The sequence below is a fragment of the Gordonia sp. UBA7599 genome (assembly GCA_002477755.1).
In the GTDB taxonomy this organism is placed as follows: Bacteria; Actinomycetota; Actinomycetes; order Mycobacteriales; family Mycobacteriaceae; genus Gordonia.
The window spans coordinates 1-18,628 of sequence record DLKD01000133.1 but is presented as its reverse complement, the minus strand read 5'-3'; the positions used below and the strand labels follow the sequence as shown (position 1 = coordinate 18,628).

Sequence of the window (18,628 nt, the reverse complement as noted above, 5' to 3'; positions counted from 1 at the left end):
GCAGGTGCCCCTCCTGCCACGACAACCGCGTCAGGGCGCGCACTTCGCGAGAACGCGCCGCATCGCATCGCGTTCTGCCGGCACGACCCACAGCCCGTAGGCGGCCTTGACCTTGACCTGACGTGCCACGTAGGTGCAGCGGTACGAGCGGTTCGGCGGCAACCACGACGCTGCGTTCGACGCCTTCTTCTGTTGGTTGGCCCACCCCGCGGTGGCTTGCAGGTTGCGCAGGTCGTTTGCGAAGTCGAGGCGCTTCTCCGGTGTCCACTGCTGCGCACCGGTCCGCCACGCGTCACCCAGTGCGACGACATGATCGATCTGGATCCGGTAGACGTCGACGCCGCGCTCGAAGCGCAACCGCTCCCCCGTGTACGGGTCGTCGAGCCAGCCGCTCATGACCCGACATTTGCCCTGCATCACGACGTCGGTGAGGTCGCGCTGCAGTACGTCGTCGCGCGTCTTGCAGCCGTTGTGGCCCTTGTCGACCGTGACGTCGTCGGACCAGGCCCGGCCGAAGACCGAGCGGTGATAGCCAGTCTTTGGTGCCGACCCCTTCACGGGGATGCGGTCGAGTTGCGCCAAGGCCTTCGCGGCCATCGCCGCGACCTGCGGCGACGCGGTCTCCGACGGCGGGATCGGTGACACCTTCGACGACGGTGGGCGCGCCGACGGCGGTGTCGGCGCAGCCTCGGTGTCGGCGGGGGCGGGCGCCAGCGAACACGCGGTCAACATCGTCCACGTGACCGCAGCACCGACGCCGAGGCGCCACGTCATCGTCGTTCTCATGGGCACCAGTGTCGCGCACCGGTCGGACATACCTGCTGTCAGGAGGCGCTCTTCACGCACACGGCACCTGGTTCGATTCCCATCTGCATGGTCAACGGGCCAGAGCGCACCGTCCAGCGGGCGTCACCGTGCGGCAGATCCTCCCTGGTCACGTCGATCTGATCGACGTCGCCACTGGCGACATTGCGGATCTCACCGGGCGCGTAGACACATTGGAGCCGGTAGGCGGCCTCCGTGTCGGCCGGGTTGATGGGATTGCCCTGGGCCCGGAGGATGAACCGCTTCGCGATGTAGGCGACGTAGGCGTCGGAATACAAGTGCTCACCGCGTTCAAGCGTGATCCGTGGACACGGGTAATCCGACTTAGCCTCATCCCACGGGATATGCGCATACGTCGAGTCGAAACGGCCCCAGCTCACGCCGGCTTGCCCGACTACCGGGCGCCGGAGGAAGATCCCGGCGAGGGCGGATCGGTCTCCGAAGTAGCGAACGCGGATGTAGGCGGGTGCAACGGTCCAGCACTTGCCGATCACCGTCGAGACGGCACCGGCGTTAACATCGGCGGCCCACCGTGCCGTACCCCCTGGCGCGAGCTCGGAGTGCAGGCCGACGGTGTTCACCTCGATCGGTACCGGACTGGGGACCGTGGTGGTGATCGGCGGATCCGGGGGCGGTGCCACCCAGGAGGACGACGACGTGGGCGATTCCTCGCCGCCCGACTGACTGCAGCCGACAGTGAGCATCGCGCCGCACACCACCACCGCCGCTAGTGCCATACACCTGCGCAGGGTCGGGTTCATGGGACCTCCACCACCGGATCGACGGCCTGCTCAAGCAAGCTGCGGCGATACGCCTCGAGGGCGACGAGGTCGCCGAACACCCCGTTGTAGGCGTCGGCGTCATCGGTCGGCGACATTCGACGCAACTTCGACTTGATGTCGGCGATCTGCCGACCCACCCACACCTCCTGCAGGCGGGCCAAGACCGAACCGATGTAGCGCGGCACGACATCGTCGTCGACGCGCATCGGCTCGACGGCGAGCTCGGTGACCAGCGGGCCCGCCGTCGGGTCGTCGACGGCATTGTTGACCGCATCGACCCACTGCGCGCCACCCATGCCCGACGCAGTGTCGCCGAGCGTGCGCATCGCCGCGCGGATCGTCGCGTAAGCAGGCTCGGTGAAGCATTCCATCGGCAGCGAGTCGAAGACGGTTCCCGCGATCGCCGGGTACTGCAGTGCGGCCTTGAGTGCCTCCCGCTGCGGCCACAGGTTTGGATCGCGCGCGAGCGGTTTGGCCGTCGGGGGCGCCGTCGACGAGGCCTCGGGCCGTGAGCGTTGCGGTTCCTGGCGCACCGAGCCCTTACCCGAAGCCGTACGGCCCCTCTGCTTGGCATTGCGGGCCGCCTCTTCACGCACTCGCCGCAACACCTGCGAGACGTCCTCCCAGCCGACCCAGCCGGCGAGTTGGCGGGCGTACTCGTCGCGCAGCGCGACGTCCTTGATCCGCGCGACGACCGGAACGGTCTCGCGCAACGCGGCCACTCGCCCCTCGGCGGTGTCCAGATCGTGGTTGCGCAGCAGCGTCTTGATGGCGAACTCGAACATCGGGATCCGCCGCGCGACCAGGTCGCGCACGGCCGCCTCACCCTGGTGCTGGCGCAACTCGCACGGATCCTGACCATCGGGCGCGATGGCGACGAAGGTCTGCCCGGCGATGGCCTGCTCCCCCTCGAACGCCTTCATCGCAGCGGCCTGCCCGGCCGCGTCACCGTCGAAGGTGTAGATCACCTCGCCGCGGTAGTAGGAGTCGTCCATCATCAGGCGCCGGATCAATGCGAGGTGGTCGTCGCCGAAGGCCGTGCCACAGCTGGCGACGGCGGTCGTGACGCCCGACAGGTGCATCGCCATGACATCGGTGTAGCCCTCGACGATGACGACTTGATGCCCCTTGGCGATGTTCTTCTTCGCATGATCGAGGCCGAACAGCACCTGCGACTTCTTGTAGAGCATGGTCTCGGGCGTGTTCATGTACTTGCCGAGATTGTCGTCGTCGAAGAGCTTGCGCGCACCGAAGCCGATGACATCCCCGCCCAGGTTCTTGATCGGCCATAGCAGACGACGGTGGAACCGGTCGATCGGTCCCTGACGGCCCTGCTTGGACAGGCCTGCCGCCTCCAACTCCTTGAAGTCGAACCCCTGGGACAGCAGAGCCTTCGTCATCGTGTCCCAGCCGGCGGGCGCGTATCCGCATCCGAACGTCAGCGCCGCCTGACCGTCGAAGTTCCGCTCCGTCAGGTAGTCGCGGGCGATCTGCGCCTCAGGACTGCGCAACTGTTCGGCGTAGAACTTCTGCGCCGCGGCATTGGCGGCGACGAGTCGGGCGCGCGTCCCACGGTCGCGCTGCACGCTGGTGCCGCCGCCCTCGTAGTTGATGCGGTAGCCGACCTTGTCGGCGAGTTGCTCGACCGCCTCGACGAAGCTGATGTGCTCCTGCTTCTGCAGGAAGGAGTAAACGTCGCCGCCCTCCCCGCAGCCGAAGCAGTGGAAGTGCCCGTGATTGGGGCGGACGTGGAACGACGGGGTCTTCTCGTCGTGGAAGGGGCACAGGCCGGTCATCCGGTCCGCACCGGCGCGGCGCAGCGCAACGTAGTCGCCGATGACGTCCTCGATGCGGACCTGTTCACGGATGGCCGTGATGTCGCGATCGGGGATTCTGCCTGGCACGCCGCCAGTGTAGTGCGCACCTGCTCAGCCGGGGCACTGGTGCGCTGGCCGCGTCAAGGGGATGCTGGAGGCACCTGCACACCGTCGAAGAAGGAGCCCCTACATGCCGGTCGAGATCTTCACCCACGAACCGCCCTACCGGGTCGGAGTCATCATCGGGAGCCTGTCGAAGGAGTCCATCAACCGGAAGCTGGCAAAGGCACTGGAGAAGCTCGCACCGCCGGAGATGGATTTCCACTAGATCTCCTACGCCGAGGCGCGATCGGTACCGCCGTCGGACAGCAGTCGCTGCGCGCGACGCTGAGCTTCCTCAACACACGTCAAATGACCTCGCCCGAGGCGTACATCCATTTCACGCCGGGTCTTATCGATGACGACGGCCACGTGACCGTGGAGGGGACGGAGAAGTTCTTGGCGTCGTTCATGACGGCGTTCTTCGAGTACGTCCTACGCGTCCTGGCGGTGATCCCGCAGCCCTGATTCGACAGTCCTGACGGCCCGCGCGCCACTCAACCCAGGTGCGCCTGGATGTCAGAGTTGCGCTTGTCGGTGCGCTCGAGTCGACCTTCGGTCATCGACGCGATCTGGTCGACGATGACGCGCAGGCGCTGTCCGTCGTCGTCGGCGGCCTCCCACGCCGGCACGAACAGCGGGTCGAGTCCGCCCGGACCGGCCTGGGCCATCCACGTCGCCACCCGGTGGATACGTTCACGCTGACGATCCTGCACGGCGAGGTGTCGCTCGTCGGAGAAGATGAACTGCAGCGCCATCGTCTTGAGGACTGCGACCTCGGCGGCTACCAGCGGGGGGACCGCAAGATCAGCGTCGTAGCGTGCCGCCGGTCGGTCGCCGATCTGCTCGCGGGTGGCCATCACTGCCGCCGTCGCGAAGCGCCCGATCAGCTCCGAGGTCATCCGCTTGAGCGCGACAGCGCTGGCCAGCGTCCCGTCGAACTCGCCGATAGCGGTGACCACGCCCATTTGCGAGAGCCGCTGCGCGGCATCCTCCAGCTCCGCGGTGTCCAGACCGTGAAAGTGCGTGACCGCCAACTGAGCCAGGGTGGCGCGTTCAGCCGAGTCGGACAGCGCGCGCAGGTCCAGGCGGTTGGAGATGACACCGTCCTCGACGTCGTGAACTGAATAGGCAATGTCGTCGGCCCAGTCCATCACCTGTGTTTCCAGGGATTTTCGGCCGGCTGGCGCACCGTCTCGGATCCAGGCGAGCGCGGTGGCGTCGTCGTCGTAGGCGCCGAACTTGCCCCCCGGCTCGCGGCGGGTCCACGGGTATTTCAGCGTCGCGTCAAGGGAGGCACGGGTCAGGTTCAACCCGGCGCTATGCCCCTGCGCGTCGACGATCTTCGGCTCCAGCCGAGTGAGAATGCGCAGGTTCTGTGCGTTGCCCTCGAAACCGCCGATGTCGGCGGCCACCTCGTCGAGGGCGCGTTCCCCGTTGTGCCCGTAGGGCGGATGCCCGATGTCGTGGGCCAGACCGGCCAATTCGACCAGGTCGGGGTCGCAGCCGACACCGGCCGCGATCCCCCGCCCGATCTGTCCGACCTCCAACGAGTGCGTCAGCCGCGTCCGCGGGGTATCGCCCTCGCGCGGCCCGACGACCTGCGTCTTGTCCGCAAGCCTGCGTAGCGCCGCGCAGTGCAATACGCGCGCACGGTCACGGGAGAAGGCGCTGCGGTGTTCGATGCTGCTCCCGGGCAGCCCGGCGACCTTCTCGCCCTCGGAAACCCGTCGGGCCAGGTCAGCCGCGGTATACGCGGCCTCTCCGATCGGGTCAGTCAAGCACCCAGCCCCGGTCGAAGGCGAAGTCGGTGAAGGCCTGACGGATCTCGAGGATCTGCGCCGCCGTCAGCGTGCCCGACGCGTCGAGGAGCAGTTCGGTGATCTCCTCGGTGAACGATGCCGAATCCAGCGAGCCCTGGCCGCCACGCGCGCGCTTGGGCTTGTCGGATCGACGGTCGTGCCGGTGGTCGTCGCGACGACGCTCCGAGCGCTCGTCATACCCCCCTGCGGGTGCTTCCTGGACGATCACGACGTCGGTCGCCTTGGCGCCGCGGTCGGTCTCCTCGATCTCAAACTCGACCAGCGCACCCGGCTTCAGCAGATCCTCGTCGATGTCGAGGTCGTTGATGTGGATGAACACATCCGCACCGCCCTCGTCGGGTGCGACGAACCCAAACCCCTTGTTCGAATCGAAATGCACGATCTTCCCGCTGACAGACACAGCCCTTACCCACTTCCAAAACACTCAAACCGATTGATACGCCGCGGCCGGATCGGCTGCGCGACGCGTCCATCTTTGCAGATCATGCCAAGGTGGAGCACATGGACCAGCGGATCAGCTTCATAACTCTCGCCGTTGCCGACGTGGAACGATCGCGCCGGTTCTACATCGACGGCCTCGGGTGGAGCGAGGAGTTCTACGTCCCGGGAGAGGTGCTGATGATCCGAACCGGGCAGCACCTGCTTCTCTCACTGTGGGCTGAAAGCGAGTTTGAAGCCGAAGTGGGGCCGATCCGACGCGGCGACGGAATCGTGCCGATCACCCTGGCTCACAACGTTCGCAGCGCCGCCGAGGTGGACGAGATCATCGCACTCGCCAGCAACATCGGAGCCGATCCGGTCAGCCCCGGACAGATGCGGGATTGGGGCGGATATACCGGCTACTTCGGCGACCCCGACGGCTATCGCTGGGAAATCGCGCTGAATCCCGGGCCGATCGGGGACATCGTGGTGCCGGAATAGCCTGATGGAAAACCTCCCCTGAGGACGAGCCGAGCAAGAATTGCCCTCCTCGGCTCCAGGAACTACCTCAGCCGGTTCAGCAGCCGTGCGTGCATCTCGTCGCCGAATGCCACAATCGTCGCCTCTTCAACTGCGACGTCGGCGCTGCCTATCGTGTCCACCGCCGCCGAAACCGCGTCCTCTGAGGGCCAGCCGTAGACCCCGGCGCTGATCAGTGGGAACGCGATCGTTTGTGCGCCGAGCTCGTCGGCGACTTCCAGTGAGCGCCGATAACACGAGACGAGGAGTTCGCGGTCCCGCTGGCCCGCGGCATAGTTCGGGCCGACGGTGTGGATCACCCACCGCGCGGGCAGGTTGCCGCCAGTCGTCCACCCCGCGTCGCCGGTTGCCAATCCGTTCGGGAACCGCGCCACACAGTCGTCGAGAATCGCCGGACCACCGGCGCGGTGAATCGCCCCGTCCACTCCCCCGCCACCGCGCATCCGGGAGTTCGCCGCATTCACAACGGCATCGACGTCGAGCTGGGTGATGTCACCTTTGACGATGCTGATCCTCGGCATGTGACCATTGTGCGCCCGGGTTCGGACGGTTTCGTCGACGAAATGCCCGGCATCGGGTGGTCGATCGCCGTCGCCAACTATATTGACCTGGACCAAAACGGAAGGCGGCACGATGTCGATGGGACTCGACGAGCAGTTCGGCGATCTGCTGGACACGCTCGAGCCGGGCACCCGCGCCCAGTTGCTCGGCTCCATCGGCAGCGCGCTCCACGAAGGGTGGGAGCCGACACGCACCGAAATGGAGTTACGCGTCGCCGCCGCGCGCGGCGATATCACCGACGACGAGTTCATCTCACGATCCTTCGAGCTGGCGCAGCGCGGCCAATGACGAGCACGCAACTTGTTGCCGATCCGCCGTCGCTGTCCGACGAGACTACGAGCACTGGATCCACGATGACCGAAGCCGACTGGGGCTTGGCGAAGCGCCAACCCAGAACCCACGTGCTCGCGAACCTCCGGGGCATCAACGACGCCGACCAACTCCGTGACATCGAGTTCGCGCTCGCCCACATCCGGCAGCAGCAGATCGAGCGCGGCGAGATCCCGATCAGGCGGACCTACGGCACCTCGCACCTCGTGGCACTACACCGCCACCTGTTCGGTGCACTCTACGGATGGGCGGGAAAGATCCGCAGCTACCGGCTGACCAAGGCCATGACCGTGTTCGCCGCCCCCCGCGACATCGAGGACTATCTCGACGCGGCGAGTCGCAAGATCGCCGACACCGACTGGGATCGCCTTGACCACGACCGATTCGCCGACGAAGCGGCCCGCGTGTTCGCCTACCTCAACACCGCCCACCCGTTCCGCGAAGGCAACGGGCGCGCCACCAAGTTGTTCATGCGCCAGCTCGCCAACGACTATGGCTGGGATCTGCGCTACGACCTCGTCGGAGCGCTGGAGTGGAACCGGGCTTCCGAACTCGCCGGCCCCGAACCCGGTTCGTTCGAACCCGTCCCCGAGTCGTTGTTCAGCGTGTTCCGCACGATCCTGGTACCGCTGCCCGGCCGGTAGCTCCTGATTGGTGCGAGGACTCACAGTTCGCGCAATGTCAGACAGTCGTGCCACTATTCAAGGTCTGCCTGTTTCATTCACGAACGGATTTCACGATGGGGACCTACTCCGACGATGATCGGCGCGTCAGCCTGGAGAAGCTGAGCCGCGACGTCGACGAAGCCCTCGATCAGCAACCGGCGATCACGCCGCACGTCGACGGGCCGGTCGTACCCGGGTACCCGGCGGCTGGGTACGCACCCGAGTACCCGACCACGGAATACGCGACCACAGAGTATGCGGCCGCCGAGTACGCGACCACGGAGTACGCGGCTGACGAGTACACCGACGCCGAGTACGGGGCAGTCGAATATGCGGCGGCCGACTACCCATCCGCACCTGCCGGTTATGCACCCGCCCCGGCGCCGACTGCCCGCAGTACCGGCTCAGTCATCGCGATCGCGGCGTCGGTGGTCGCTGCACTGGCGATCGGCTCGCTCGCGGTCCTCGCCTTCACGCGCGCGTCCGAGCCTCCGCCGGCGCCCGTCACCGTGACCGCGACGACGGTCGTCGAGAAGACCCTCACCACCACGCCGCCGACGGAGACCACCACGGTCACCATCGTCGCGGTGACTCCGATGGGCAGTTGCGCCCCGATTGGTAAGAAGGCAAAATTCGCCGACGGTTCGCGCGCCTACTGCGCACGACTCCAATACACCGATGGCGGCGTGTGGTTCACCTCGCCGGGGGTCGCACCCAATCCGGCCGGTAGTCCGACTACGACGACAAGCGCGCCCGAGGTGTACTCGGGCATGCCCTGCACCGAGGACCAATCGGGGACCTACCGCACGACGCCCGGCGGCACCGCCTACCGCTGCGACGGTGAGAGCTGGGAGTTCTGGGAGCAGAACTAGGCTCTTAGGCCCCCACGAGTTTGCCGGCGAGATAGCCGACGACCTGGTCGAGGGCCACGCGCTCCTGGGTCATCGAGTCGCGCTCGCGGATCGTGACGGCCTGGTCGTCGGCGGTGTCGAAGTCGACGGTGATGCAGAACGGCGTGCCGATCTCGTCCTGGCGGCGGTAGCGCTTGCCGATGCTCTGGGCGTCGTCGTACTCGATGGTCCAGTGCTTACGCAGCTCACCGGCCAGGGCCTGCGCCGCCGGCGCGAGTTCCTCCTTGCGCGAGAGCGGCAGCACCGCCGCCTTGACCGGCGCGAGCCGGCGGTCCAGCCGCAGCACGGTGCGGACGTCGGTGCCGCCCTTCGCGTTGGGCGCCTCTTCCTCGGTGTACGCGTCGCACAGGAAGGCCATCATCGAGCGCCCGAGCCCGGCGGCCGGTTCGATGACGTACGGGGTGTAGCGCTCACCGGTCGCCTGGTCGAAGAAGTTCAGGTCCTCACCGGAGTGCTTGGAGTGCGTCGAGAGGTCGTAGTCGGTGCGGTTCGCGATGCCTTCCAGTTCGCCCCACGGGTTGCCGCCGAAACCGAAGCGGTACTCGACGTCGGTGGTGCCCTTCGAGTAATGCGACAGCTTCTCGAGCGGGTGCACGAACAGCCGCAGGTTCTCCGGATCGATACCCAGGTCGACATACCAGTCGTGCCGCGCCTTGATCCAGTACTCGTGCCACTGCTCGTCCTCGCCGGGCTTGACGAAGAACTCCATCTCCATCTGCTCGAACTCGCGGGTCCGGAAGATGAAGTTGCCCGGCGTGATCTCGTTGCGGAAGCTCTTGCCGATCTGGGCGATCCCGAACGGCGGCTTCTTCCGCGCCGTGGTCATCACGTTCTTGAAGTTCACGAAGATGCCCTGGGCAGTCTCCGGGCGCAGGTAGTGCAGGCCCTCCTCGTCGGCGACCGGGCCGAGGAAGGTCTTCAGCAGGCCGGAGAACTCACGCGGCTCGGTCCACTGCCCCTTGGTACCGCAGTCGGGGCAGACGACTTCGGACATGGGCACGGCGTCGGGGTCGACGATCCCCTTCTTCTCCGCGTACGCCTCCTGCAGGTGATCCTGGCGATGGCGCTTGTGGCAGTTGGTGCACTCGACGAGGGGGTCGCTGAAAACCTCGACGTGTCCGGATGCCTCCCAGACGCGTCGCGGCAGGATGACCGACGAGTCCAGGCCGACGACATCGTCGCGACCGGTCACCATCGACCGCCACCACTGGTCCTTGATGTTGTTCTTCAGCTCCACGCCCAGCGGCCCGTAGTCCCAGGCCGACCGCGTACCGCCGTAGATCTCCCCGCACGGGTACACCAGACCGCGCCGCTTGGCGAGGTTGACGACAGCATCGACTTTCGACTGCACGGCCACGGGTTGCACTTCTCCCCACTCAGCTGAATTATTCAGCGCGACTTGGACTGGATTATCAGCGTAGTCGTCGCAGGCAGCCGTGGCCGCACGCCCCCGTCTACCCGTCGCCCAGCGAAGCCGCCCATTCTGCAACGCGGGCGTCGCTCTCCTCCGGCGACAAGTCCTCGACGCGAGTCATGATCGACCAGCGCACCCCGAAGGGGTCGCGAATACTCGCGAACCGGTCCCCTGAAACGAAAGTCGACGGGGCTTCACGCACCGTTGCACCGGCCGCCTCGGCACGCGCAGTCAGCGCGTCGGCGTCTGCGCAGTAGAGGCCGATCGAGTAGCAGTCGTCCTCGCCGTCGGGGCCGGCGACGAGGTGGTAGTCGGCCACGGGCTCGCCAAGCTGTAGGTGGCCGTTCCCGAAGTCGAGCTCCGCGTGGTGGACTACGTCGTCGGATTCGGTCACGCCCAGGACGCGCGCCCCGAAGACGTCGCGGTAGAACTCGATCGCCGCCTTGGCGTTCGCGATCGCCAGGAATGGCGTAAGGCTCGTGACGCCATGGGGTGTGCCGTTTGTCGTGTGGCGGCCGGTCGCCGCCGAGATGGTTTCGTTCATGCCTTCAACGCTACGAGTTCCCGACGACGATGGGCTTGGAGATTCGCGACGGATTCGCTGACTGCGGAAATCCACTGGGACGACATTTTCAAACGGTCTTGTCAGACCCTCGGTGTAACGTGAACGTAAGTTCGATCGAAGTCCCAAATGAGCAGCTCGGGGGGTGAATCCAGTGAGTACTGCACCGCACAACGAGATGGTTGTTATACCGGATTCGTTCACCGACCTGGCGGATCTCATCGACGCAGCGGTGGCCAAGGTTGCGACTCTGCCCCTCGGCCTCGAATCCGACGACGACCTGCTGGCCGGCATGGAGACACTCGAGCGGGCATGGCGGCGGGCCGACGGCGCAAACACTGCGGTCCTGATGGAGGTCTCGGACCGATCGGCCTACACCAAGGCTGGTTGCCGCTCGATGAAGAAGTTCCTGGCCGAGCACCATCGCCTCGGCAATGTCGAGGCGCACCGGCGGCTGACGACTGCGGGGGCGATCGGCCGTTTCACCGCGACCACGGGCGAGAAGCTGCCGCCGAAGCGTGAACCTGTCGCAAACGGCGTTTCAGAAGGGACGATTTCAGGCGAGCACGTGCACGAGATCGAGTCGGTCATGGCCAAAGTTCCGCATGGCGCCCCGTCCGAGGACGTCGATCTCGCAGTCCAGATCCTCAGTGAAGCCGCGACGGAACTCGCACCCGCAGATCTGCGGAAGGTCGGGCAGCGACTCCTCGCACACCTCGACCCGGACGGCTCGTTGACCGATGACAAGGACCGGCGGCGGATGCGGGGCATCATCATCGGTCGGCAAGACAAGCAGGAGATGTCCAAGATCTCCGGCTTCATCACCCCGGCGCTGCGGGCCAAGCTGGAAGTGCTTCTGGACAATTGGGCCAAGCCGGGGATGAACAACCCCGACGACGAGAATCCGCTATCCGGGTCAGCTGCCGAGTTGTCCGACGAAGACAGGGAACGCCTCACCGAGGCGATACGGACCGACCAGCGGTCGGCTGCCCAGCGCAACCACGATGCCTTCGAAAAGGGACTGGACTGGATCCTCGGACATGAGGCGCTGGGGCAGCCGAACCGGATCCCCGTCCACGTTGTCGTGACCATGGAAGAGCGGGATCTCGCCCGGCATGCCGGGGTCGGCCTTACTGCGACGGGCACCCGGCTACCGATCCGCGACCTCGTGAGCCTGGCCGCCGACGCAGTACCCTGGTTGGCGGTGTTCACCGATTTCACGCGCAAGATCGTTGATTTCGGTCATGGGAAGCGCCTGGCGACGATGCCGCAGCGAATCGCGATGTTCGCCACCTATCTGGGATGTTCCCGACCAGGGTGCACGCGACCGTTCTCACACACCGAGGCGCATCACGGGATCCTCGACTATGCCGACGGCGGTGCGACCGACCTCGCCGACCTCGCCCCCGCGTGCGGCCCCGACAACCGGAACGTCGGGACCAAACCCGGACAATGGGAAACCGGCCGGATCGTCGACGGCCCCGACACCGGCCTCGTCGGTTGGCGGCTGACGGGGACTGACGACCCGTTCCGCGTGAACCGGGTACACGACCCTCGTGCCTACCTCCGCGGAACCCGGTTCGAAGACCATCGGGCCCCAGATTCCGATACCGACCCACCGACAAATGTGACCCGACATGCGTCGGAGCAAGCCGACACGGACCAACGCCCAGCGGCGGACCAACAGTCCGCCGCGCGGCCAGGCCGGTCGGGCCCAGTGATGCTGCGCATGCCGAACGATCACGTCGGCCGCAGACCCTCCGGTTACCTGGGCTCTGGTGACCGCGGCAGTGGCAACCGGGGCCGACGCGGCCGATCGTGCGTCGAGGCCGCCATCGGGTCACATCTGACAACTGTGGCCTGAGCCTGGTATCTGTGGTCGAGCTCCTCCTACGGATCTACCCTGGCTTCATGGTCGATGCGTCGCGTGGCGTCCTCTACCCGACGAAGCTGCCCAGCTTCACACGGGTCGATCCGCCCGCGCGCGTCACCGAATTCGTCGGATGGTTCTGGATTCCCGAGTGGGACATTGCGCCGGGCCGTTCATCACGCCAGGAGCTGGTCCCATTCCCCGCATCGAACCTCGTCGTGAACTCGCCGGGCGCCGGTCCCACGGGTCTCGCATCATCGGTTACCGGTCCGCCAGACGTCGAGTGGTCGGGGCCGACGACGCAGATCTCCCACCGCGACCTGACCGGTCGCGGCTGGGCCGTCGGAGCGCTACTCCGCCCGGCCGGTGTCGCCGGACTCGTCGACGACCCCGGTGCCCATGTTGACGCCAGTGCATCCGTCGATGCCCCGGACCTGGCTGCCGGCGTCGGTGCGGCCATGGCCGATCCCGATGACCCGGACAGGCACGCCCGCGCAGTCGAGGTGTTCACCGATTGGCTGGCGGACCACCTACGCGAGCCAACGCCAGAGGCACTGTTGGCCAACTCGATGGCCGACCTGTTGATGAGCGACCCGACCGTTCTCCGGCTCGACGACGCGGCCCCGCGGCTCGCCGTGACGCCGCGCGCACTTCAGCGACTCGCCCGGCGCTACATCGGCGTGGGGCCGTCGGCCCTAATCCGACGGCGCCGCCTCCAAGACGCGGCCGCACAGATCCGCGACGATCCCTACGCCGACCTGTCGACGATCGCTGCCGACCTCGGCTACACCGACCATGCACATTTGACGAACGACTTCCGCACCGTCTTGGCCTTCACACCCAGCTCGTACCGCGGTACGGTCCATGCCGCCAGTGACATGCCAGTCCGCTAATCTAATGAAGTTGCACGCACCGAAGGAGCACCCGCGTGAACCACCTTCCCCCGCGGGCCGACGTCCGGACCGATCCCGCCGCGCTCGCCGCGGCGAGTGACCTGCTTCGCGCACTCGCCGCACCGGCGCGGATCGCCATAGTGATGCTGCTGGCGCAGTCACCGCGCTGCGTCCACCAACTCGTCGATGAGTTGGGTCTGAATCAGCCACAGGTCAGCCAGCACCTGCGCGTACTGCGAGATCTCGGCGTCGTCGATGGACGGCGCCGAGGGCGCGAGGTCGAGTACGCCCTCGCCGACGATCACATCGCCCACATCGCCACCGACGCCATCGTGCACGCCTGCGAGCGCATCGGCCAGGCACCGCGCGCCACCGCATCGTGACCAGCAAGGGCAAGCCGCCGGTCACCGGACAGCGGAACACCCGCCAGCGAGAGGCCATTGCCGCCGCGTTGGGCGACACTGCGGACTTCCGTTCGGCCCAACAGATCTACGACGACCTCGTCGCGCAGGGTGAATCGATCGGACTGACCACCGTGTACCGCAACCTCCAGGCACTGAGCGAGTCGGGATTGGTCGATGTGCTCTGGGACGGTTCGGGCGAGATGCGCTACCGTCACTGCTCCGCCTCGCACCACCACCACCTGGTGTGCCGCTCTTGCGGCACGACCGTGGAAATCCAGGCCGATGAAGTGGAAGCATGGGCGGCGAAAGTCGCGAAGTCGCACGACTTCAGCGACATCGCCCACACGGTCGAGATCTTCGGCACCTGCGCGGACTGTCGCTGACCGACACCGAAATCTGTCGAGGGCCAGGCACGAGAGGGCCGAACTCCCTCAACGCACCCCTCCGTCCGCATGTTTCAGTGCGCGAGGTCCTCTGCCAGGTCGGTCCCGCCCGAAAGAACCATGTGCAGGACTGTCAGCAGCGGGATGTCGTCGAGATCGCCGAGCGGGAAGGCGTACAGCAGCAGGACATCGGTGTGGCGATCGTGGGGGCTTCGGCGGCGCAGTGAACCGAAACTGAGTCCGGCGCCACGCTCCTCCAGCAGGTCGCGCAGCCGCTCGTCGTTGGTGACCGCCCGCGCGACGAGCTGCGTCATCGACACGACCGTGAGCCCCTGGGGCATCGCCAACAACCGCACGGATGCACTGGTGGTCCCGACGCGCACCAGGACCGACTCCTCGTCGCCCTCCGCGACGGTCCCCAGCTCGGCCAGCAGTCCAGACAAGCGCTCGAGATCACTCATTTCACACCTCCGAAGCGCCGATCGCGCTGCGCGTACTCCAAGCATGCCGCCCACAGGTCTCGGCGGTCGAAATCCGGGAATAGCTTCTCCTGAAACACGAATTCGGCATAGGCCGACTGCCACAGCAGAAAGTTTGAAATCCGCTGTTCCCCCGACGGCCGCAGGAACAGGTCGACGTCGGGCATGTCGGGCTCGTCGAGGTAGCGCGCGAACGTCGATTCGGTGATCCGTTTCGGATCGATCTCGCCCCGTGCCGCACGAATCGCCAATTCCCTTGCCGCATCGGCGATCTCCGCGCGACCGCCGTAGTTGACACACATCGTCAGCGTCATCACGGTGTTGTCCTTGGTGAGTTCCTCGGCGACCTCGAGTTCACGGATCACGCTGCGCCACAGCCGCGGCCGACGGCCAGCCCAGCGGACGCGCACACCCATTTCGTTCATCTCATCGCGTCGACGGCGGATCACATCGCGGTTGAAGTCCATGAGGAAGCGCACCTCGTCGGGGCTGCGCGCCCAGTTCTCCGTCGAGAAGGCGTACGCCGAAAGCCATTTCACGCCGATCTCGATGCAACCGCACACGCTGTCCATCAGCACCGCTTCGCCACGCTTGTGCCCCTCGGTGCGCGGCAATCCGCGATCGGTCGCCCACCGACCGTTGCCGTCCATGACCAGAGCGACGTGGCGGGGCACGAACTGCGCCGGGATCGCCGGCGGCCTCGCCCCGGACGGGTGCGGGTCGGGCGGGCGGACTGTGCTCACCGGGCCAGCCTAGGGGGATCAGTGCGCTCGACGAGCGGAAGGGTCCGCAGCTGTCTCTCGAGATGCCATTGCAGGTGGGCGGCGATCAGCCCGCTGGCCTGGCGCCGCAGGGACTCCGTCGCGTCGGTGGTCGTCTCCCACTGCCCGTGGAACATCGCGTCCATCAGGTCGAGGACCCCCGGCGACGGCATCGAGGCGCCAGCGGGACGGCAGTGCACACACACCGCGCCACCCGCGGCGACGTGGAATGCCCGGTGTGGTCCGGGCGTGGCGCACCGCGCGCACTCGTCGAGAGCCGGCATCCACCCGGCGCAATGCATGGCCCGCAGCAGGAATGCGTCGAGGATCAGCTGGTTCTCCCGCGTCTGCGACGCCAATGCGCGCAGCGCTCCGACGGTCAGCCGGTGCAGGTCGGGTGCGGGCGCGCGTTCCTCACCGGCGAGGCGCTCCGCGGTCTCGAGCACAGCGCACGCAATGGTGTAGCGCCCGTAATCGGCGACGATGGCGTCGGCGAGCGCATCGATGCTCTGAACCTGGGTGATGGTGTCGAGGTTGCGGCCCGGATAGAGGCAGATGTCGACGTGGGCGAACGGCTCGAGTCGCGCACCGAACTTCGACCGGGTGCGCCGCACACCCTTGGCAACCGCGCGCACCAGTCCGTGCTGACGCGTCAACAGGGTGATGATGCGGTCGGCCTCACCGAGCTTGTGCTGGCGCAGGACGACCGCCTCGTCGCGGTAGAACCTCACTGAGCCATTCTGTCACCGATGTCGGACGACATTGGGTTGTGACACGGGGGCCCGCGGCGCCGATCCGGCCAGTTCGTGGCGGCCCGGGACGCGAACAACGTCGACCGCGGAATCGGCTTCGGCGTCGACGAGTTTCGCCAGCCGCGGCGGCACCACCAGCGCGTTGGGGCGGCGGAACCAACCCTTGGCGTCGTAATACTTGGTGCCGACGATACCCAGTACCGCCCCGATCACCAGACCGACCACGCACATGACTACCGACCGCATCAGGCCCGACGCGGGGTCGGCGTCGAAGTACAGGATCGAGCGAACGCCGTAATAGATGAGGTGCATCGGCTCCACGGCGGCGATCCAGGTGAACAGCTTGGGACTGGCCTCCAACGGGACCGTTCCCCCTGACGACGGGAGGCCGAGGATTACGAAGAAGACCAGATTGATCAGCAGCCCGGGATTGCCGAACACCGCCATCACGGCACCTGCACTCACCCCGACCGCGAAGATGGCCAGCACCGAGAATGCCCACAGCACAAAGGCATTCGGCAGAGATGTCCCGACCAGCCCGCACACGGCCAGGAACAGTCCGGCTTGCACGGCGGCAATGATCAGCATGATTGCCCACTTCGCGGCGAGCGTCCCCCACCGCGAGACGGCCAACCGCTTGCGCAGCAGGAACAGCGGGCCGAATTCGATGGGCAATTGTCCGAGTTGGCCGTCGACGATCACCGACACGACCATGACTCCGGTGAACCCGGCTAGCACCAGCAGCAGGGTGAAGTAGAACGCGCTCAGTCCGTTGGCCGCGCCGGGGGGAAGCGGCTGCGGCTCTGAGACGACAATGTTGATCGGGTTCGACAGGGCCAGCTGGGTCGCGCCGGGCAACTTGGGGTTCGGGCCGAGTTGGTCCAGCACCTTCTGGAGAAGCATCGCACCGGCCTGTTTGTTGACCTCCTCCTGCATCGTATCCGCCATGGTCGTCGTGATCGACGACGCGAACGTGCCCGATCCGCGGTTGATGAAGACATTGATCGCGGGCTTGGTCGGCAGGTTCGGCAGGACCGCCGAGCGGGCCAGGCCCAGCAGGAGGTTCGTGAAGTTGGGATCCATCGCTACGACGCCGTAGACCTTGCCAGTGTTCAGCTTGTGCATGGCATCGGCGCGGCTCATTGGTGTGAGCACGATGCCCTGCTTCGCCGTCGTCGGCACCAGTTGCGCGGTGATCTGATTGCCCAGATTCATCTGCGGCTGCCCCGGCGCCACCGCACCACCGGCGTCCTCGTTCACCAGCGCCACCGGGAAGTCGTGCAGGTTCTCCCGCGTGTCGACGATCGCACCGAGGTATACCGCGGCCATCAGGCTCATCAGCGCCAAGACCACCGCGACCGGAGCAATCCAGAACCGCGGATTTCCGACGACGTCACCAATGGCCTCTCGTGCCTGCTCGTCGTTTCTTGAGTCTGATTCGATCCCCGCCGTCATACGGTGAACCTTAGAACCCCATCCGCCTCAGCTGCTTGGGATCGCGCTGCCAGTCTTTGGCGACTTTCACGCGCAAGTCCAGATACACCCGGCACCCGAGAAGCCGCTCGATCTGCCCGCGGGACTGTGTGCCGATCGCTTTCAGCCGGGACCCGCGGTGCCCGATGATGATGCCCTTCTGGCTGTCGCGCTCCACGTAGACGATCGCGTAGACGTCGATCATCGGCGGATCGGAGCCCTCGCGCGGGATCACCTCGTCGATCACGACCGCCAACGAGTGCGGCAGTTCGTCGCGCACCCCTTCCAGCGCTGCCTCCCGGATGAACTCGGCCATCAGGACCTGCTCGGGCTCGTCGGTGAGCTCACCGTCGGGGTAGAACGCCGGACCCGGCTCCACCAGGGACACCAGTAGGTCGGCGAGCACGTCGAGTTGCTCGCCCTTCTTCGCCGACACCGGCACGACGTCGCACTCGGGTCCGAGGACTTGAGACAGTGCGAGCAACTGCTGGGCCACCTTGTCGGGCGTGACACGGTCGATTTTCGTGACGATCCCGACGACAGTCGTCTTCGGCGCCATCGTCCGCACCTGCTCGATGATCCAGCGGTCCCCCGGACCGATCGCCTCATCGGCAGGGATGCACACGCAGATGACGTCGACCTCGGAATAGGTGTCGCGCACCAGGTCGTTGAGCCGTTGCCCCAGCAGGGTGCGCGGGCGGTGCAGGCCGGGGGTGTCGACGAGGATCAACTGTGCATCAGGACGGTTCACAATGCCGCGGATCGTGTGCCGCGTGGTCTGTGGGCGGTTCGACGTGATGGCGATCTTCTCACCGACCAGCGCGTTGGTCAGCGTCGACTTACCGGTGTTGGGCCGGCCGACGA

Annotated in this window: 23 protein-coding genes; 10 read left to right on the top strand and 13 right to left on the bottom strand. The window is 66.4% G+C overall.

Annotation, left to right across the window (positions count from 1 at the left end):
• Window positions 1-30: 30 nt before the first annotated feature.
• Genes B4L26_RS14900 through dnaG form a run of 3 tightly spaced genes read right to left on the bottom strand, consistent with a single transcriptional unit; the run spans window position 31 to window position 3,511 of the window.
• Window positions 31-786, bottom strand: a complete 756-nt coding sequence (locus B4L26_RS14900; RefSeq protein ID WP_290719989.1) for an HNH endonuclease family protein — start codon at window positions 784-786, stop codon at window positions 31-33.
• Between the two features lie 38 nt (window positions 787-824).
• Window positions 825-1,586: a hypothetical protein gene (locus B4L26_RS14895; protein ID WP_290719988.1), complete on the bottom strand. Its 762-nt coding sequence runs from the start codon at window positions 1,584-1,586 to the stop codon at window positions 825-827.
• A complete protein-coding gene (gene dnaG, locus B4L26_RS14890) occupies window positions 1,583-3,511 on the bottom strand; it encodes a DNA primase (RefSeq protein ID WP_290719985.1) in 1,929 nt (642 codons plus the stop codon). Before dnaG ends, B4L26_RS14895 begins: the two co-directional genes overlap by 4 nt.
• A 103-nt stretch (window positions 3,512-3,614) precedes the next feature.
• On the opposite strand from dnaG, the gene B4L26_RS14885 reads away from it, so the two are divergent.
• Window positions 3,615-3,752, top strand: a complete 138-nt coding sequence (locus B4L26_RS14885; RefSeq protein ID WP_290719983.1) for a hypothetical protein — start codon at window positions 3,615-3,617, stop codon at window positions 3,750-3,752.
• 83 nt (window positions 3,753-3,835) lie between these two features.
• Window positions 3,836-3,991: a hypothetical protein gene (locus tag B4L26_RS14880; RefSeq protein WP_290719982.1), complete on the top strand. Its 156-nt coding sequence runs from the start codon at window positions 3,836-3,838 to the stop codon at window positions 3,989-3,991.
• Between the two features lie 29 nt (window positions 3,992-4,020).
• On the opposite strand, the gene B4L26_RS14875 is transcribed toward B4L26_RS14880, so the two are convergent.
• Complete coding sequence (locus B4L26_RS14875; protein WP_290719981.1) at window positions 4,021-5,304, bottom strand: deoxyguanosinetriphosphate triphosphohydrolase; 1,284 nt, start codon at window positions 5,302-5,304, stop codon at window positions 4,021-4,023.
• The gene (locus B4L26_RS14870) at window positions 5,297-5,746 is read right to left on the bottom strand and encodes a cold-shock protein (protein ID WP_290719980.1); all 450 of its coding nucleotides are present in this window, start codon (window positions 5,744-5,746) and stop codon (window positions 5,297-5,299) included. The genes B4L26_RS14875 and B4L26_RS14870 overlap by 8 nt, the downstream gene beginning before the upstream one ends.
• Window positions 5,747-5,847: 101 nt before the next feature.
• On the opposite strand from B4L26_RS14870, the gene B4L26_RS14865 reads away from it, so the two are divergent.
• On the top strand, window positions 5,848-6,267 hold the full coding sequence (locus B4L26_RS14865) for a VOC family protein (RefSeq protein WP_290719979.1): 420 nt from the start codon (window positions 5,848-5,850) through the stop codon (window positions 6,265-6,267).
• A gap of 62 nt (window positions 6,268-6,329) precedes the next feature.
• Here B4L26_RS14865 and B4L26_RS14860 read toward each other — a convergent pair whose 3' ends face one another.
• A complete protein-coding gene (locus B4L26_RS14860) occupies window positions 6,330-6,827 on the bottom strand; it encodes an O-acetyl-ADP-ribose deacetylase (protein ID WP_290719978.1) in 498 nt (165 codons plus the stop codon).
• Window positions 6,828-6,945: 118 nt separating this feature from the next.
• On the opposite strand from B4L26_RS14860, the gene B4L26_RS14855 reads away from it, so the two are divergent.
• From B4L26_RS14855 to B4L26_RS14845, 3 genes are all read left to right on the top strand, one after another.
• Window positions 6,946-7,155: a hypothetical protein gene (locus B4L26_RS14855; RefSeq protein ID WP_290719977.1), complete on the top strand. Its 210-nt coding sequence runs from the start codon at window positions 6,946-6,948 to the stop codon at window positions 7,153-7,155.
• Window positions 7,156-7,220: 65 nt separating this feature from the next.
• Window positions 7,221-7,841 (top strand): Fic/DOC family protein, encoded by a 621-nt coding sequence (locus tag B4L26_RS14850; protein ID WP_290719975.1) that lies wholly within the window; start codon window positions 7,221-7,223, stop codon window positions 7,839-7,841.
• A gap of 95 nt (window positions 7,842-7,936) precedes the next feature.
• On the top strand, window positions 7,937-8,734 hold the full coding sequence (locus tag B4L26_RS14845; RefSeq protein WP_290719973.1) for a hypothetical protein: 798 nt from the start codon (window positions 7,937-7,939) through the stop codon (window positions 8,732-8,734).
• 4 nt (window positions 8,735-8,738) lie between these two features.
• On the opposite strand, the gene B4L26_RS14840 is transcribed toward B4L26_RS14845, so the two are convergent.
• A complete protein-coding gene (locus tag B4L26_RS14840) occupies window positions 8,739-10,130 on the bottom strand; it encodes a glycine--tRNA ligase (RefSeq protein WP_290719971.1) in 1,392 nt (463 codons plus the stop codon).
• A gap of 97 nt (window positions 10,131-10,227) precedes the next feature.
• Window positions 10,228-10,731, bottom strand: coding sequence for a VOC family protein (locus tag B4L26_RS14835; RefSeq protein WP_290719969.1), 504 nt, complete (start codon window positions 10,729-10,731; stop codon window positions 10,228-10,230).
• Window positions 10,732-10,903: 172 nt separating this feature from the next.
• Between B4L26_RS14835 and B4L26_RS14830 the strand changes: the two genes are divergently transcribed.
• Genes B4L26_RS14830 through B4L26_RS14815 form a run of 4 tightly spaced genes read left to right on the top strand, consistent with a single transcriptional unit; the run spans window position 10,904 to window position 14,299 of the window.
• Window positions 10,904-12,613, top strand: coding sequence for an HNH endonuclease signature motif containing protein (locus B4L26_RS14830; RefSeq protein ID WP_290719967.1), 1,710 nt, complete (start codon window positions 10,904-10,906; stop codon window positions 12,611-12,613).
• Between the two features lie 47 nt (window positions 12,614-12,660).
• Window positions 12,661-13,512 (top strand): helix-turn-helix transcriptional regulator, encoded by an 852-nt coding sequence (locus B4L26_RS14825; protein WP_290719965.1) that lies wholly within the window; start codon window positions 12,661-12,663, stop codon window positions 13,510-13,512.
• Window positions 13,513-13,547: 35 nt separating this feature from the next.
• Window positions 13,548-13,895, top strand: a complete 348-nt coding sequence (locus tag B4L26_RS14820) for an ArsR/SmtB family transcription factor (RefSeq protein ID WP_290719962.1) — start codon at window positions 13,548-13,550, stop codon at window positions 13,893-13,895.
• Window positions 13,892-14,299, top strand: coding sequence for a Fur family transcriptional regulator (locus B4L26_RS14815; RefSeq protein WP_290719959.1), 408 nt, complete (start codon window positions 13,892-13,894; stop codon window positions 14,297-14,299). Before B4L26_RS14820 ends, B4L26_RS14815 begins: the two co-directional genes overlap by 4 nt.
• A 74-nt stretch (window positions 14,300-14,373) precedes the next feature.
• Here B4L26_RS14815 and B4L26_RS14810 read toward each other — a convergent pair whose 3' ends face one another.
• The 5 genes from B4L26_RS14810 to era all read right to left on the bottom strand — a co-directional run.
• Window positions 14,374-14,760, bottom strand: a complete 387-nt coding sequence (locus B4L26_RS14810) for a hypothetical protein (RefSeq protein WP_290719957.1) — start codon at window positions 14,758-14,760, stop codon at window positions 14,374-14,376.
• The gene (locus tag B4L26_RS14805; protein ID WP_290719954.1) at window positions 14,757-15,521 is read right to left on the bottom strand and encodes an isoprenyl transferase; all 765 of its coding nucleotides are present in this window, start codon (window positions 15,519-15,521) and stop codon (window positions 14,757-14,759) included. The genes B4L26_RS14810 and B4L26_RS14805 overlap by 4 nt, the downstream gene beginning before the upstream one ends.
• Complete coding sequence (gene recO / locus B4L26_RS14800; RefSeq protein WP_290719952.1) at window positions 15,518-16,270, bottom strand: DNA repair protein RecO; 753 nt, start codon at window positions 16,268-16,270, stop codon at window positions 15,518-15,520. The genes B4L26_RS14805 and recO overlap by 4 nt, the downstream gene beginning before the upstream one ends.
• Before the next feature lie 12 nt (window positions 16,271-16,282).
• Window positions 16,283-17,746 carry a YhgE/Pip domain-containing protein gene (locus B4L26_RS14795; RefSeq protein WP_290719950.1) on the bottom strand — a complete coding sequence of 488 codons (1,464 nt, stop codon included), beginning with the start codon at window positions 17,744-17,746 and terminating at the stop codon, window positions 16,283-16,285.
• 10 nt (window positions 17,747-17,756) lie between these two features.
• Window positions 17,757-18,628: GTPase Era (gene era, locus B4L26_RS14790; protein ID WP_290719948.1), on the bottom strand; the 872-nt coding region annotated here is incomplete at its 5' end.

What these genes read in the sequence shown, in the direction of transcription:
- B4L26_RS14900 (WP_290719989.1), bottom strand. Translation starts at nt 786, where the DNA reads ATGAGAACGACGATGACGTGGCGCCTCGGCGTCGGTGCTGCGGTCACG.
- B4L26_RS14895 (WP_290719988.1), bottom strand. Translation starts at nt 1,586, where the DNA reads ATGAACCCGACCCTGCGCAGGTGTATGGCACTAGCGGCGGTGGTGGTG.
- B4L26_RS14885 (WP_290719983.1), top strand. Translation starts at nt 3,615, where the DNA reads ATGCCGGTCGAGATCTTCACCCACGAACCGCCCTACCGGGTCGGAGTC.
- B4L26_RS14880 (WP_290719982.1), top strand. Translation starts at nt 3,836, where the DNA reads ATGACCTCGCCCGAGGCGTACATCCATTTCACGCCGGGTCTTATCGAT.
- B4L26_RS14865 (WP_290719979.1), top strand. Translation starts at nt 5,848, where the DNA reads ATGGACCAGCGGATCAGCTTCATAACTCTCGCCGTTGCCGACGTGGAA.
- B4L26_RS14860 (WP_290719978.1), bottom strand. Translation starts at nt 6,827, where the DNA reads ATGCCGAGGATCAGCATCGTCAAAGGTGACATCACCCAGCTCGACGTC.
- B4L26_RS14855 (WP_290719977.1), top strand. Translation starts at nt 6,946, where the DNA reads ATGGGACTCGACGAGCAGTTCGGCGATCTGCTGGACACGCTCGAGCCG.
- B4L26_RS14850 (WP_290719975.1), top strand. Translation starts at nt 7,221, where the DNA reads ATGACCGAAGCCGACTGGGGCTTGGCGAAGCGCCAACCCAGAACCCAC.
- B4L26_RS14845 (WP_290719973.1), top strand. Translation starts at nt 7,937, where the DNA reads ATGGGGACCTACTCCGACGATGATCGGCGCGTCAGCCTGGAGAAGCTG.
- B4L26_RS14835 (WP_290719969.1), bottom strand. Translation starts at nt 10,731, where the DNA reads ATGAACGAAACCATCTCGGCGGCGACCGGCCGCCACACGACAAACGGC.
- B4L26_RS14825 (WP_290719965.1), top strand. Translation starts at nt 12,661, where the DNA reads ATGGTCGATGCGTCGCGTGGCGTCCTCTACCCGACGAAGCTGCCCAGC.
- B4L26_RS14810 (WP_290719957.1), bottom strand. Translation starts at nt 14,760, where the DNA reads ATGAGTGATCTCGAGCGCTTGTCTGGACTGCTGGCCGAGCTGGGGACC.
- B4L26_RS14795 (WP_290719950.1), bottom strand. Translation starts at nt 17,746, where the DNA reads ATGACGGCGGGGATCGAATCAGACTCAAGAAACGACGAGCAGGCACGA.